Raw genomic sequence first — 14,345 nt, 5'->3', positions numbered from 1 at the left:
GCGCACGGATGGACTTACTGCGACTTGACTTGGTTAAACCGTTGCTCGAGTTCGTCCTGTATCGGAAGAATCTGTTCCCAATCGAACCAGACGACATCGTCCGGATCTTCGACGTAATCGTACCGATTGGTAATCTCTTCGGGCGGATCCTCGAGTTGCACTGGATAGTTGTGTCCGAGTGACAGGCTGGCGGCGTTCTCCCGTTCGTAGAGGAAGTTGAGCAGATCGTACACCTCCTCTTTCATGTCGCTCTCCTCGACGACGGCGAATGCGGTTGCGTAGGTGAGACACCCCTCCTCAGGAATGACGTAGCTTACCGGATTGCCGTCTTCCTCGAGCGTTTCAGTTCGGCCACCCCACCCTTCCACGACGTGCGCTTGCTCTTCCCGTAGTAGTCGCATCCACTCGTCACCGGCCGCCCAGTACGTGAAGACGTTCTGGTGTAACTCCTCCATTTCGTTGTACACCTCGTCAAGCAACGCGTCGTCGTTGGCCGCTTCACCCGGATCGATATCGAGTTGCGCACACGTGTTCGCGAACCTCGCGATGGCGTTGTCGTGGAGCGTGAGTGAGCCTTCGTGGTCCGGATCTTTGACGTCCTCCCACGACGTTGGCTCCGCGTGCTCGGTGTTGTAGGCGATTCCCTGCGAGTTGTTGTAGTAAAACGTCCCGTAGTCGTGGCCCTGGAGAAACGGCGCCTCCTGCCAGGAATCCTTGATATTGTCGTAGTTCGGAATCTCGCCGTAGTCGATTTCGGTGAACAGTTCTTCGTCGTACAACAGTCGGTGCTGGGCGAACGCCGCGGGGACGGGGTTCGTGAAGTCGAACTCCTCGGGATTCGCCGAAATGAGCTCGAGCATCTCGGTGTCGTCTGCGACCTCCTGATGCGTTACGTCGACACCGGATTCGTCCGACCATTCGGCCATTACCTCGCGTTCGGCATTGTGTGTGGCACCACCACGGCTGATATATGCGATTGAGTCACTACTGCCACCTACGCAACCGGTTATCGCGAGACCGCCCGCAACTATACCGGTATTCAACAGCTGTCGCCGTGTTATTGATTGTTGCTTGTCAACATTGGACATGAGTGGGTTCACCACATGATGGTACATAAACCTATCTCCGGTGATGGGTTCTTAGACCGTCCGTCAATGGATTTTCACTGATTCCTATAGAACCCCACCGGTCGTCAAGTCGGACGCATCGTGTCGACCGTAATACCTATGTCGGAACGAGTGTTTGCGATTACCATGCAAGGTTTGACTCTTAGCTGGCTTGCAGAGCGGAACGCGTACAAGTTCCCCGAAAAGGAAGCGATCGTTATGACCCCCGTCGACGGGGGACGAACCGCCGTCACGAACGCCACCTTCGACGAAAGGATCAATCAGGTCGCGAACGGATTGCGGAATCGAGACATCGAACAAGGCGACAAAGTCGCCGTCTACACGACGAACTCGATTCCGACGCTCGAAATGTACCTCGGCGCGATGCGAATCGGCGCGTTGCCGGTGCCGGTCAACCACCGGTTCGAAGCCGATGAGGTGCGATACGTCCTCGAGGACTCCGACGCGGACCTGCTCCTGTTCGACGATCACGCCGCGGAGATTGTCGACAAAATCCACGACGAACCGGCTACGCCTGACGAGATGCTGTTCTACGGGAAAGGCCGACCCGACTACGCCGACGACTACGTCGACTTCCGCGAACAGTCTGCGACGGCCCCCGTCGAAATCGTCTCTTCCCGAGTCGACGAGGCGATGCTGATGTACACCTCGGGGACGACCGGCGATCCGAAGGGTTGTCTGCTCACCCACGACAACATCATCCAGATGACAGTCAACGGGATCGTCGAGAAAGCCTTCGAGGGACGCGACGTCAACGTCGACGGACGCGGACTGATCGTGACGCCGCTGTTTCACATCGCCGCGTTCGGGATGTTTGTCAACAACTACTACGCGGGTGCGACGACCGTCCTGATGGACGGGTTCGAACCGAACCGAGTCATGGACGTGATCGAGGAGGAGGCAGTGACCTCCGGTTTCTTCGTTCCGATGATGGCTCGAGCGCTGTTGGCAGTAGACGACTTTGAGGACTACGATCTTTCGGCGTTCGAGGAGTTCGGAATCGGCGCTGCACCGTCGGGAAGAGAACTCAAAGAGACGGTCTCGGAAGCGTTCGACGCCGACTTGCAGGAGGCGTTCGGACAGACCGAGATGTCGCCGACGACGACGCTCCTCCAGCCGAGCCAAGCGCTTGACCATCCGGACAGCGTCGGAAAACCGGTTATCAACGTTCTGTTCAAGGTTATCGACCCTAAAACCCGCGAAGAGGTCGAACCCGGGGAAATCGGACAGGTCTGTTACCGCGGGCCGACGATGTTCAACGGCTACTACGGGATGCCCGACCGAACTGAGGAAGTCTTCGACGACGAGGGATTTTTCGTGTCGGGCGATCTGGTCCGCCAAGACGAAGACGGGTTCGTCGAATTCATCGGCCGCGCCGACAATATGATAATCACCGGCGGCGAGAACGTCTACCCGGCCGAAATAGAGGAGACGCTCCACGAACATCCGGCCGTCGACGAAGTAGCGATCGTCGGCGTACCCGACGATACCTGGGGCGAACGCATCAAAGCGGCAATTGTACCGGTTGACGGACAGGACCCCTCGGCCGAAGAGCTACAGACCTATGTCGGCGACCGACTTGCGGATTACAAGAAACCGAGGGAGTTCGTCTTCCTCGAGTCGCTGCCGCGGAACCCGACCGGAAAAGTGCTCAAAGAGCCCCTCGAGGGCGAAGAGGGAGAGATTCTCGGCTGGGAATCCTGATTAAGTTTCGACGCCGTACTGTTTTGCGATCGTGTTGAGCTGAATTTCGTCGGTCCCCTCGACGATCCGCTGGATACGGGCGCGGTGGAGGTGATCCATGTAAGGATTCTCCTCGGCCAGTCCGTTGGCCCCGTGAATCTGAACAACGTCATCGGCGATGTCCCAGACGGTATTGGTCGCGAACCATTTCAGGATCGACGATTCGGCGATCGCTTGCTCGCCCTGATCGAGCAGCCACGCACATTTGAGACCGACGGTATCGGCCGCGAACACGTTCGCACGGCCACGGGCGATTTTGTGGGAGACCGCCTGATTTTTACCGATCGCTTGGCCGAAGGCTTCCCGACTGTTGGCGTACTCCGTCGCCTTGTCGAGGAGCCACTCGGCGTGACCGACCGCTGTCGCCCCGATCTCGACCCGACCGAGTCCCAGGAACGACATCGCTTCGTAGAACGCGGTATCGACGCTTCCGAGTACGCGGTCTTCACCGAGTCGGACGTCGTCGAAGTGGACTTCGGCCTGTACGCCTTCCGCGCCGACGGCGTTGTTCAGCGAGCCGATTTCGTACTCGTCGGGTTCGACGATGAAACAGGTAATGCCACCGTGTCTGCCGGCTTCCTCCTGTGAGGTCGTCCGCGCGAACACCTGAATGAAGTCGGCGTAGGGGGCGTTCGTGATCCACTGCTTCTGTCCGTTGAGCACCCACTCGTCGCCGTCTTTCTCCGCGCGAGTCTCCATGTTCGGCGAGTCCGATCCGACGCCGGGTTCAGTCTGTCCGAACGCGGTCGACTTCTCCCCGCGAACCGCCGGCTCGAGGTACTTCTCGACCTGTTCGCCCTCCGCCTGTGCGAGCAGGGGCTTCGGTCCTTCGGGGCCGGCAAGAACGTTCGTCGCCAGCGGGACGTCGGACTTCGCGACGTGTTTGTTCGCTCGGTACCAGGTGATAGCCGAGACGTCTTGCCCGCCGGCTTCCTCGGGCATATTCATCGCGTAGAATCCCGCCTCCGCACTCTTGCGCCGGATCTCCTGTTGGGCCTCGACGACTTCGTCGGTCAATCTGCCGTTCGGTTCGTGACCGAGTCGCGGATTAGTCAACGTCTCGCCGAGTTCGTCGGCGATCGGTTTCACTTCCTGCTCGATGAACTCGTCGATACTCTGCAAGATGAGTTCCGTTTCCTGATCGACACCGAAAGAGACGCTTGGATTACCGTCTACTGATTGCGCCATTATCAGTTACAGTATTGTCGAAATACCCATATAAAGACCACTGTTTAATATAAAAAAATTGATCGGTTGGCGACCGCCGAGCATCTACGGCGCGAGGGCGGTCATCGTTTCGTGGATTTCCTCCGGCGTCGCCCCGCGTGGGAACGAGATGTAGACGGCGTCGACGTCGTCGATGGTCTCGAATTGTTCCAGTTCCTCTCGAGCGTCTTCGGGCGTGCCGGCGGCGCCCATCTGGTCGCGAAGCTCGGACTTGACTAAGTCGATCGCGTGGTCGCGTTCGTCTTCCTGCCAGGCGTCGTAGATCTCGTTCGCGAGGTCATCGTACCCTTGTCGCGCGAGATTGTCTCGATAAAACGTTCCCATCCCGCCAATGTAGAAGGCGATATGTTGGGCGACGAGATCGTTCGCACGCTCTTCGTCTTCGAGGGCACAGCACCCGACTGACAGGGTAACACGAAGGTCGTCGACGTCGCGACCGCCGAGGTCCGCACCACGCGCTAAGTCCTCAAGTCGTTCTTCGATACCGTCTCTGGTGTAGTTGACCGCGTGCCAGCCGTCGGCGAAGCGTCCGACGAGTTCGACCGCCTTCGGACCCAGCGCCGCTGCGTCGACGGGTGGTGCGGGCTCAGGTGCGTCACATCTGAGTCTGAACCCGTCGAGTTCGAAGCACTCGCCGTCGTACTGCACGGGTTCGCCGGTCAGCACCTGTTTGACGATGTCGATCGTTTCCCGCATCCGTCGAAGGGGGTTCCCGAAGTCCATTCCGTGCCAGTTCTCGATGACGATCGGTCCGCTCGGGCCGACGCCGAGGCGGAATCGGCCGTCAGTTGACTCCTGTAACGTCGCTGCAGTCTGTCCCAGCAGTGCGGGCGAGCGGGAGTAAACGTTGACGATACTCGTTCCGAGGCCGATCTCATCGGTTCGTTCCGCGGTCGTGGCGATCGCCGTGACGGCGTCTCGCCCCCACGATTCCGGGAACCACGCCCGGTCGTATCCCAGTTCTTCCGCGGCGACCGCCTGGTCGACGAGCGCATCGAGCGTCGGCTGTGCACCAACTGGCAGAAAGACGTCTCGTTCTGTCATACGACGGTATGGTTGCTGACGACTCCCATAAAACTACACCTGTGCTATCCATCGACATAGTTATGTATTGTCACATCGACGTGTGCCTGTATGCAGGAATCGTTAGACACGACGACGGTTGCGTTCGACGAAGACACTGGCGTTGGGCGAGTGACGCTGAACCGACCCGACGCACTCAACGCGCTGAGCGGCCAACTGACCCAGGACATCGTCGAGAGCCTCCGGATGCTCGAGGAGCAAAACGACGACGAGATCGCACTCAGAGCAGTCGTCATCGAGGGAGCTGAAGGGAACTTCTGTGCGGGTGCCGACATCACCGAGTTCGAGGACGCCTCCGCCGGCGCCAGCGCGGAACGAACGCACTACCGGTTCATCAGGGAGTTTCCGGTTCCGGTCATCGCGAAAATCGAGGGCTACTGCCTCGGCGGCGGCCTCGAGACGGCGATGTCCTGTGACTTCCGGTTCGCCGACGAGGACGCACGCCTCGGGCTTCCCGAAGTCGACTTGGGCATCATCCCCGGTGCCGGTGGCGTCCAACTCATCTCCGAACTGGCCAACCCCGCAGCGGCCAGAGAGATCGCGATGACCGGTGATCACATCGGCGCGGCCCGCGCGGAAGAACTCGGGATCGTCAATCGTGTTCCCGACGACCTAGACGAGGCGACGCAGGAGTTCGCCGAAAAGATCGCCTCGAAGCCGCCGCTTGCGATTCAGGCGATCAAGGAATCCGCACGGATTTCCACCCAGACTACCCTCGAGGAGGGTATCGCTTACGACAACAAACTGTTCGAGCCGTTGCTTTCGACCGAAGATCACGAGGAGGGCGCCCGCGCGTTCGCCGAAGACGACTACGAACCGGAGTTCAAAGGGCGCTAACGAGTCGGCGGCGGCTCCGATTTTCGAACCGTCCCCAAACCCTATGTTGAAGTACGGGAACGTGTATCGTAGACTATGCAACTCGACGGAGTACGCATACTCGACCTCACACGCTTGCTTCCGGGCCCGTACGCGACGCAACTGCTCGCCGATTCGGGTGCGGAAGTGATCAAAATCGAAGACACAGGCGCCGGGGATTACGCCCGACACGGCCAACCCCGCTCCGAACGGGACGTCGGTGCCATCTTCGAAATGGTCAACCGCGGCAAAAAGAGCGTCTCGCTCGATCTCAAATCCGACGAGGGTACCGAAGCGTTCTACCGTCTCGTCGAATCGGCGGACGTCGTCTTCGAACAGTTTCGGCCCGGCGTCGTCGATCGTCTCGGGATCGATTACGAGACGCTCCGGTCGTACAACGAGGAACTGATCTACTGTTCGCTGACCGGATACGGACAGGAGGGACCGTGGGCAGACCGAGCGGGTCACGACTTGAACTACATCGGTCTGGCCGGACTGCTCGATATGACTCGGGAGTCGTCCGATGACAAACCCCAGATGCCCGGTTATCCCATCGGTGACATGAGTGGCGGGCTGTTCTCGGCGTTCGCGATCACCGAAGCGCTGCTGTCGCGCGAACTCGGTAACACGGGCGGCGAGTACATCGACGTCGCAATGAGCGACGTGGTCGCGTCGTTTTCCCAGTCGGTGGCCTATCAGGCACTTACCGGCGACCCCGCGGAACCGCGTCCCGGACAGACTGCCCTGTCGGGCACGTTCCCGTGGTACGACAGCTACGAGACGGCCGACGGCGAGTGGGTCACCCTCGCCGCCCTCGAGCCGAAGTTCTGGCGCGCGTTCTGTGAGGCGGTCGGGAAAGAACACCTCATCGACGCTCACGAGGATCACGATCCCGAGGCCGTCGCAGAGGTGACCGAGGAACTCGAGGCGCTGTTCGAAGAACGGACCCGCGAGGAGTGGGAAGACGCGCTCGGCGACGTCGACGCGGCTTTCGGCGGCGTCTACAGCCCCGCGGAGATGGTCGACCATCCGCAGTTGGACGCGCGGGATATGATCGTCCGCCCCGACGACGCTCCGCCACGGATCGGCTTTCCCGCTCGGTCGAGCGAGACGCCCGCGGGAGCGGGCGAAGAGCTGCCGGGACAGGGCGAACACACCGAGTCGCTGCTCTCGTCCGTGGGATACACCGACGCGGAACTCGAGGAACTTCGCGACGCAGACGCGATCCGATAACCGTCGACTCGACCGTCATCGGTCCACCGACGTTCTGGCTGTTTTTGCGAACTGAACCCCGACGGTCGACGGTTCAGCTGGCGCGTATTTCGTCGAACGCCTGTGCGATATCCTGCCGGTGCGGTAATACCACGCTCCAGTCGATCCAGGTGAGATCGTCCGGGTGTTCCGTGTAATCGGGTAATTGGGTGATCCCTTCGGGCGGATCTTCGATCGGAATCGGGTAGTCGATACTCGTCGAGAGTTCGATTAAGTTCTCGCGTTCGTAGAGCCAGTTGAGGAGCTCGTGAGAGGTGTCCTGTTTCTCGCTGGCTGCGGGGATCGCGTATCCTTCGCTGTGGGTGACGGCCCCTTCCTCGGGAATGAAGTACTCGATCGGATGGCCGTCATCCTGCAGTGAGAGGACCCGGCCGCCCCAGGCCGAGGAGATGCGGGCTTGTTCCTCGCGCAGGAACTGCATGTGTTGATCGCCCGACGCCCAGTACTGGAAGACGTTCTCGTGTTGGTCTTGGGCTTTCTCGACGATCGCGTCGAAAACGCTGTCGTCTCCGATTTCGTTGACATCTATGCCTGCGGCGGCCGCAGCGTTGGCAAAGCGGACCTCCGGTCCCGCGAACAACGATATCTGCCCGTCGTACTCGTCCCGTTCGATCTCGTCCCAGGAATCGAACTCGTCGACGAGTTCGGTGTTGTACGCGAGTCCTTGGGTCGAGATGTACCGATAGACGCCGTCCTCGTGACCCTCGAGAAACGGTGCGTCGTGCCACGGATCGTCGAGGTTGTCGTAGTTCGGAATCTCCCCGTAATCGAGGTCGGCGAGGACGTCGGCGTCACGGAATCGTGCGAACCCGCTCGGAGAGGGGTTACAGAGGTCGATCTCGCCGGGGTTCCCCTCGAGGACGCTGAGCATCTCCGCGTCGTCTGCGACCTCCATGTGCTGGACTTGGACATCGTTTTCTTCCTCCCACTCGGCGGCGAGTTCCCTGAACGCATTTTGGGTTGCGCCGCCGCGTCCCATGTACTGTATCGAGTCACCGCTTCCGCCGAGACAACCGGTTACTGCAACACCTGTTGCTACAGCACCCGATTGAAGCACCCGCCGACGCGTGACGCTGGATGTGGTATGCCCACTCATAGCACTAAGTACGACAGAGCCCATCGTAATAGACGTTCTGCTCAGATTGTCGACCTAAAATATTAAGATAAATACTCTCAGGTAGTGGAAAAATTAGAACGAGAAGAGGTCGACACCGCCGGTCACGCCGATGACTTGGCCCGTCACGTAAGAGGCCTGTTCCGAACTAAGGTAGGTGATCATGTCGGCAACGTCCGCCTCGTCGCCGAGCGCGCGCATCGGCGTCGCCTCGGCTATCCGCGCGAAGTAAGGATCGACGTTCTCGCGGAGTTCGTCCGGGCTCATGTCTGACCACTCTCCGACGACGATGTTCGGCGCAATGACGTTCGAAGTGACGCCCGACTGGGCGCCCTCGAGAGCCATCGTCTTGCCGACGCCGATCATCGCCGCTTTCGTCGCCGAATAAGAGAACTGGCCGAAGCCGCCGTACCAGCCCGCCATCGATGACATGTTGATGACGCGACCCCACCCTCGTTCGCACATGTTCGGGAAGACCTCCTTGCTGATGTTGTAGGTCCCCGTGAGGTTGATCTCGACGTCGCGGTCCCAGACATCGTCGTCGAAGTCGGCGATGCGAGCCCTCGCGTCGACCATCGCGGCGTTGTTCACGAGGATGTCGACGCCACCGAACTCATCTCGAACGTCATCGATCGACTCGCTAACGTCGGTTCGGTCCGTGAGATCACACTCGACCGCCATGGCGTCACCGCCGCCGGCAGTTTCGTTAATCTCCTCGGCGACTTCCGTTGCGCCGTCGACATCGACATCCAACGGAACGACGTTGACGCCTTCCTCGGCGAGTTTGCGACAATCTTCACCGCCGATGCGTCCACCGCCGCCAGTGACGACTGCAGTCCTATCGGTAATTCCTAGGTCCATGCCATTTCGTGAGTTACTGTCTACCATAATAACAGTTCCCTTTTAGGAAATCGCCGAGCGGGACTCGACAACGTCGTTCTCGATCCGACGGAACGCGTCTCAGTAATCGAATAGGCCGAACTATCGCCCTCATATCTGTCACAGGTCACCTGTTCGCTGGCTCCGGTGTGTGAGTAACTTTAACATGATTACGGTTGTTCTCGTCAGTATTGATGATCGACGATAGCGACATCGAACCGCGACTGGACGCGTATCGGTTCTACCGCGAGGAGTGGGATGGATACGACGAGTTATACGAGTCCTTCGAGTGGGAGATTCCCGAGACGTTCAACATGGCGACCTACCTCTGTGAACGGTGGGCCACCGGCGAGGACCGAACCGCACTCTTTGCCGATTCGACCGACGGATCGAGCGCTCGCTACAGCTTCGACCAACTCGAGGAGTACGCCAGCCAACTCGCGAACGCGCTGGCGGATCGCGGGGTAGTCCGAGGCGACCGAGTTGCAGTCAGCGGGACGCAGCGAGTCGAGATCCTCGTGACTCATATCGCTGCATGGAAACTCGGCGCCGTCTCGGTTCCGCTGAGCGTCCTCCTCGGCCCGGACGCATTGCGGTTCCGCCTCGAGGACAGCGAGACGAAAGCGTTCGTCGCCCACGACGACAGCCTCGAGGCGCTTCGGACCGTCGCCGCAGACATCGACGCGCTCGAGACGACGCTCGTCGTCGGCGACGAGTCGCCGACCGAGGAGGAGACGCCGTTCTGGGAGGCCCTCGAGGGACAGTCGTCGTCGTTCGAGAGCGCCTCGACGGAGGCAGAGGAGCCGGCGATGATGATCTATACGAGCGGCACGACGGGAAATCCGAAAGGCGTGCTTCACCCACACCGAAGCATGCTCGGCGCGCTGCCGGCAGTATTGATGGGGCAGTACAATCTCGAGGTACGCGCGGACGACGTCAACCGCACCGTCGTCGAGTGGTCCTGGATCGGTTCCCTGTACCTCAGTCTGTTCCCGGCGCTGTACTACGGCACGCCGACGGTCATCGACGCGGACGGCGAATTCGATCCGGAGCGGGAGTTCGAACTGATCGATCGGTACGATGTAACCACTACGGGCGGCCCCGCGACCGCGCTTCGGATGATGATTCAATCCGACGGCTCGGATCGGTACGATCTCTCGAGCGTTCGGGTCATCGTCCAGGGCGGTGAAGCGCTCGATCGGGAGACGGCCACACAACTGACGACCGTCTTCGAAAACGCCGTGATACACGAGGTCTACGGGCAGACCGAAGCGCTGCAGTTCGTCGCCGACTGCGCGGCGCTCGGCGTCGAGCACCAGTTCGGCAAGATGGGGAAAGTCGCCCCCGGACACACGGTTCGGATTCAGGACCCCGAGACGGGTGACCCTCTCGAGCGCGGTGACGTCGGTGAGATCGCGCTCGAGTACGACGGAAACCCGATGTGTTTTCAGGAGTACTGGAATCGACCTGATGCCACCGCGGAAAAAGTCCAGGACGGGTGGCTTCGAACGGAGGACCTGGGCGTGCTGTCTGCGGACGGGTATCTCTCCTTCCGGAGCCGAACCGACGATGTCATCATTAGCTCCGGCTACAAGATCGGGCCGACCGAAATCGAAGAGTGTCTGGCCGAACACGATGCGGTCGCCTCCTCGGGCGTCATCGGCGTTCCCCACGAAACCCGGGGCGAAATTCCGAAAGCGTTCGTGGTACTCGCGGCCGATGTCGACGCGTCCGACTCGATGAAAGAGACGCTCCAAGACCACGTCCGATCGCAGTTGGCGAAGTACCAGTATCCCCGCGAGATCGAGTTCGTCGACGAACTGCCGAAGACGACGACGGGAAAGGTCCGTCGCCTCGACCTGCGCGAGCGCGAGGGACTCGACCCGTCCTGATTCGCGACTGCCGACAAGTGCTTATATATCCTGCTCGCGAAACGACAGTCCATGGCAGATGCCGATCGAACGCCTGCGAACGGGATCGAGCGACACGTACATCGACTCGAGTTTACGGTCGAATGGCCACCGGGACACGCGGCTGCGTACCTCGTCGAGGACGACGAAACGGTCCTCGTCGATGCAGGGACGCCCGGCGACGAAGCCAGAACTGAACTCTCCGACGGGCTGACTGCATCTCATCACGCCCCCGGCGATGTCGATCACGTCCTGCTCACCCACGCTCACAGAGACCATATCGGGCAGTTGCGAACGCTGCTCGAACGCGGATCGCCGACCGTGTACGCACCGCGAGAGATAGCAGCGCGCTACCAGCGAGATATGGAAACGGTCGCGACGGCGACGCGCACGAACCTCGTCGAGGCCGGTGTCGATGCGGACGTGATCGACACTGCGGCCGAGCGTCTCGTCGGCTTTCACCGGATCGTCCGTGACCTGCTCCCCCTCGACGAGGTCGATGTCTGGATCGACCACGGAGAGTCAATCGACGTCGGTCCGCTCGAGGTCGAGCCGATACGCGCGCCGGGCCACCACTTCTCGCAGTACTGTTATCGCACCGAACTCGACGGCGAGCGAACGCTCTTCTCCGGTGATGTCGCGATGGAACCGTTTCGCGCGCCGGCGCTGCTCGTCAACTTCGACGACGGCGTCCGCGAGTCGGTCTCGACGTTCCTCGAGACGCTTCGGCGCCTCGAAACGTACGATATCGATCGCGTCTACCCCGGCCACGGCCCGAAGCACACCGCATACGATGACGTGATCGCGCGATCGATCAACGACTTCGAGTCTCGACTCGAGACGACCCACGAATCGCTCTCTTTGGACGGATCGACGGCATTCGAACTCGCGTCCGAGCGAACGGGGCGAAAACACGACATCGAACGACTACTCGTCGAGATGGTCGGGTTGCTATCACACCTTGAGACGCGGGGTCGAGCCCGTTCGACGCTCGAAGACGGCGTTCGATACTATTCGCCGGCGTGAGCGTGCGGTCGACGGACCGCGGCTATCGCTTCCCTGTCGATCGGTGATCTGACGACCACCGCGGCGAACGGTGCGAGATTTTATTAGCGGTGACATATAAATCAGAACGATGGTACCGAACCACATGCTACGCCGTACCCAGAATCGTCTCCCGTCTGACCGAGCCGCCGAAGCGGAGGTGCCGCAATGACGATCTCGCAGTTCAGCGTCGACGGAAAGACGGCCATCGTTACCGGTTCATCGAGCGGAATCGGTAAGGCGATCGTCGGACGGTTCGCCGAGAACGGGGCGAATGTCGTCGTCACCTCTCGAGAGGCGAGCAACGTCGAACCGGTCGCCGACGAGATCAACGGGAGCGACGCGCCCGGCGAGGCGCTCGCGGTCGAGTGTGACGTCACGGACCGCGCTGCCGTCGAGGCCCTCGTCAGTGCGACCGTCGACGAGTTCGGCGGCCTCGACGTGCTCGTCAACAATGCGGGGGCGAGTTTTCAGGCGTCGCCGGCCGAGATCAGCGAAAACGGGTGGAAGACGATCGTCGACATCAACCTTCACGGTACGTTCCACTGTTCGCAGATCGCGTACGAACAGATGAGTGGCGGCGACGGCGGTCACATCATCAACGTGGCGAGCGTCGCCGGTCAGCGCGGCTCGAAGAATATGAGCCACTACGGCGCGGCCAAAGCGGGCGTCATTAACTACACCCGATCGGTCGCGGCCGACTGGGCGGCGGACGACGTCTGGGTCAACTGTATCGCGCCGGGACTCGTCGCGACGGAAGGCGTTCGAACGCAGATGGGAATCGACGACGACGCCGATGCTATCGATCGCTCGAGAGCCGATCGGACGATCGGTCGCCCCGAAGAGGTCGCCGACCTCGCGCAATTCCTCGCTAGCCCGGCGTCGTCGTACATCGTCGGTGAAACGATTCCGATACAGGGAGTCCCGCAACTCGAGGAGTAACGAATCCACTCGCCCCGGCTTCGTTTTTTGAGACGGATTCCGTAAACCGTGTGTCCCGTCAGCTCAGAATCTCGTTGTGTCGCTGTTCTAGCTCCTGCTGTAACGGAACGATATCGGACCAGTCGATCCAGACGAGTTCGTCCGGCTGTTCGGTGTACTCGGCGCGTTCGGTGATTTCCTCGGGCGGGTCCTCGAGCGGAATCGGATACTTGTGATCGAGCGTCAGCTCGACGGCGTTCTCCCGTTCGTAGATGAAGTTGAGGAGGTCGTAGACGTCCTCTTTTTTGTCGCTCGCTTCCACGACGGCGAACGCGGTCGACCACGTGATACAGCCCTCCTCCGGAATGACGTACTCGACCGGGTGGCCGTCTTCCTGAAGATTTTCCGCTCGTCCGCCCCACCCTTCGGAGACGCTGGCTTGCTCCTCCCGGAGCAAGCGCATGAACTCGTCGCCGGCGGTCCAGTAGGTGAACACGTTCTGGTGTTGCTCTTCCATTTCATCGATGGCGTCTTCGAAAAGCTCGTCGTCGTTCGCGACTTCCGTGATATCGTACCCGAGACTCGCGCACGAATTCCCGAACCGCGAAACGGCGCTGTTTTGCAGCGTCACCTCGTCGCCGTACTCGTCATCCTTGATGTCTTCCCACGACGACACATCGGCTCGTTCAGTGTTGTAGATCAACCCCTGGGTCGAAATGTAGTAAAAGATGCCGTAGGGATTGTCTTCGACGAGCGGCGCGGAGTGCCAGGCGTCGTCGACGTTATCGTAGTTCGGCACCTGCTCGAGGTCGATCTCCGCGAAGAGTTCCTCGTCGTGTTCGAGTCGATTGAGCTCGAACGCCCACGAGACCGGGTTCGTAAAGTCGAACTCGTTGGGATTGGCCGCGATGAGTTCGACCATCTCGGTGTCATCCGCCACTTCCTGATGTGTCACGTCGATCCCGCTCTCCTCGGACCACTCTTCCATAATCTTCCGCTCCGCTTCCTGTGTGACTCCACCACGGCTGATGTAGCTGAGACTATCATCGCTGCCTCCCATACACCCAGCGATGCCGATTCCTGCGACGACGCTGCCCGTCTGTAGGACTCGGCGACGCGTTGGCTGATTATTGGTATCCTCTACCATGTTTCCAGTCCTCACCATTCATC

Annotated in this window: 12 protein-coding genes; 6 read left to right on the top strand and 6 right to left on the bottom strand. The window is 60.4% G+C overall.

Features of this window, described 5'->3' with window-relative positions; translation table 11 throughout:
- Positions 1-14: 14 nt before the first annotated feature.
- A complete protein-coding gene (locus tag LDH66_RS19345; RefSeq protein ID WP_226482725.1) occupies positions 15-926 on the bottom strand; it encodes an ABC transporter substrate-binding protein in 912 nt (303 codons plus the stop codon).
- Positions 927-1,253: 327 nt separating this feature from the next.
- Here LDH66_RS19345 and LDH66_RS19340 point away from each other — a divergent pair, with 327 nt between their 5' ends.
- Positions 1,254-2,831: a class I adenylate-forming enzyme family protein gene (locus LDH66_RS19340; protein WP_226482724.1), complete on the top strand. Its 1,578-nt coding sequence runs from the start codon at positions 1,254-1,256 to the stop codon at positions 2,829-2,831.
- Here LDH66_RS19340 and LDH66_RS19335 read toward each other — a convergent pair whose 3' ends face one another.
- Together LDH66_RS19335 and LDH66_RS19330 are read right to left on the bottom strand one after the other, a co-directional pair.
- The gene (locus tag LDH66_RS19335) at positions 2,832-4,058 is read right to left on the bottom strand and encodes an acyl-CoA dehydrogenase family protein (protein WP_226482723.1); all 1,227 of its coding nucleotides are present in this window, start codon (positions 4,056-4,058) and stop codon (positions 2,832-2,834) included.
- A gap of 84 nt (positions 4,059-4,142) precedes the next feature.
- Positions 4,143-5,141, bottom strand: a complete 999-nt coding sequence (locus tag LDH66_RS19330; protein ID WP_226482722.1) for a TIGR04024 family LLM class F420-dependent oxidoreductase — start codon at positions 5,139-5,141, stop codon at positions 4,143-4,145.
- Between the two features lie 90 nt (positions 5,142-5,231).
- Between LDH66_RS19330 and LDH66_RS19325 the strand changes: the two genes are divergently transcribed.
- Positions 5,232-6,017: an enoyl-CoA hydratase/isomerase family protein gene (locus LDH66_RS19325; protein ID WP_226482721.1), complete on the top strand. Its 786-nt coding sequence runs from the start codon at positions 5,232-5,234 to the stop codon at positions 6,015-6,017.
- Positions 6,018-6,092: 75 nt separating this feature from the next.
- Positions 6,093-7,268: a CaiB/BaiF CoA transferase family protein gene (locus LDH66_RS19320; protein WP_226482720.1), complete on the top strand. Its 1,176-nt coding sequence runs from the start codon at positions 6,093-6,095 to the stop codon at positions 7,266-7,268.
- A gap of 73 nt (positions 7,269-7,341) precedes the next feature.
- On the opposite strand, the gene LDH66_RS19315 is transcribed toward LDH66_RS19320, so the two are convergent.
- Positions 7,342-8,286 carry an ABC transporter substrate-binding protein gene (locus LDH66_RS19315; RefSeq protein ID WP_226482719.1) on the bottom strand — a complete coding sequence of 315 codons (945 nt, stop codon included), beginning with the start codon at positions 8,284-8,286 and terminating at the stop codon, positions 7,342-7,344.
- A 210-nt stretch (positions 8,287-8,496) separates the two neighbouring features.
- The gene (locus LDH66_RS19310; RefSeq protein WP_226482718.1) at positions 8,497-9,282 is read right to left on the bottom strand and encodes an SDR family NAD(P)-dependent oxidoreductase; all 786 of its coding nucleotides are present in this window, start codon (positions 9,280-9,282) and stop codon (positions 8,497-8,499) included.
- Between the two features lie 212 nt (positions 9,283-9,494).
- Between LDH66_RS19310 and LDH66_RS19305 the strand changes: the two genes are divergently transcribed.
- The 3 genes from LDH66_RS19305 to LDH66_RS19295 all read left to right on the top strand — a co-directional run bounded on the left by LDH66_RS19305 (position 9,495) and on the right by LDH66_RS19295 (position 13,196).
- Positions 9,495-11,192: an acetate--CoA ligase gene (locus LDH66_RS19305; RefSeq protein WP_226482717.1), complete on the top strand. Its 1,698-nt coding sequence runs from the start codon at positions 9,495-9,497 to the stop codon at positions 11,190-11,192.
- Between the two features lie 51 nt (positions 11,193-11,243).
- Positions 11,244-12,236, top strand: coding sequence for an MBL fold metallo-hydrolase (locus tag LDH66_RS19300; RefSeq protein ID WP_226482716.1), 993 nt, complete (start codon positions 11,244-11,246; stop codon positions 12,234-12,236).
- A gap of 186 nt (positions 12,237-12,422) precedes the next feature.
- On the top strand, positions 12,423-13,196 hold the full coding sequence (locus LDH66_RS19295) for an SDR family NAD(P)-dependent oxidoreductase (RefSeq protein ID WP_226482715.1): 774 nt from the start codon (positions 12,423-12,425) through the stop codon (positions 13,194-13,196).
- A gap of 58 nt (positions 13,197-13,254) precedes the next feature.
- On the opposite strand, the gene LDH66_RS19290 is transcribed toward LDH66_RS19295, so the two are convergent.
- Positions 13,255-14,163, bottom strand: a complete 909-nt coding sequence (locus LDH66_RS19290) for an ABC transporter substrate-binding protein (RefSeq protein WP_226482714.1) — start codon at positions 14,161-14,163, stop codon at positions 13,255-13,257.
- Positions 14,164-14,345: the final 182 nt, after the last annotated feature.

Origin of the sequence: Natrinema amylolyticum (assembly GCF_020515625.1) — an archaeon.
GTDB classification, from domain to species: domain Archaea; phylum Halobacteriota; class Halobacteria; order Halobacteriales; family Natrialbaceae; genus Natrinema; species Natrinema amylolyticum.
The sequence above is the reverse complement of the archived record's forward strand: the minus strand, read 5'-3'. Positions and strand labels throughout refer to the sequence as shown.

Bases quoted from the DNA above. Each gene is read 5' to 3' on its own strand.
- LDH66_RS19345 (WP_226482725.1), bottom strand. From the start codon at position 926: ATGGCCGAATGGTCGGACGAATCCGGTGTCGACGTAACGCATCAGGAG.
- LDH66_RS19340 (WP_226482724.1), top strand. From the start codon at position 1,254: ATGCAAGGTTTGACTCTTAGCTGGCTTGCAGAGCGGAACGCGTACAAG.
- LDH66_RS19335 (WP_226482723.1), bottom strand. From the start codon at position 4,058: ATGGCGCAATCAGTAGACGGTAATCCAAGCGTCTCTTTCGGTGTCGAT.
- LDH66_RS19330 (WP_226482722.1), bottom strand. From the start codon at position 5,141: ATGACAGAACGAGACGTCTTTCTGCCAGTTGGTGCACAGCCGACGCTC.
- LDH66_RS19325 (WP_226482721.1), top strand. From the start codon at position 5,232: ATGCAGGAATCGTTAGACACGACGACGGTTGCGTTCGACGAAGACACT.
- LDH66_RS19320 (WP_226482720.1), top strand. From the start codon at position 6,093: ATGCAACTCGACGGAGTACGCATACTCGACCTCACACGCTTGCTTCCG.
- LDH66_RS19315 (WP_226482719.1), bottom strand. From the start codon at position 8,286: ATGGGACGCGGCGGCGCAACCCAAAATGCGTTCAGGGAACTCGCCGCC.
- LDH66_RS19310 (WP_226482718.1), bottom strand. From the start codon at position 9,282: ATGGACCTAGGAATTACCGATAGGACTGCAGTCGTCACTGGCGGCGGT.
- LDH66_RS19305 (WP_226482717.1), top strand. From the start codon at position 9,495: ATGATCGACGATAGCGACATCGAACCGCGACTGGACGCGTATCGGTTC.
- LDH66_RS19300 (WP_226482716.1), top strand. From the start codon at position 11,244: ATGGCAGATGCCGATCGAACGCCTGCGAACGGGATCGAGCGACACGTA.
- LDH66_RS19295 (WP_226482715.1), top strand. From the start codon at position 12,423: ATGACGATCTCGCAGTTCAGCGTCGACGGAAAGACGGCCATCGTTACC.
- LDH66_RS19290 (WP_226482714.1), bottom strand. From the start codon at position 14,163: ATGGAAGAGTGGTCCGAGGAGAGCGGGATCGACGTGACACATCAGGAA.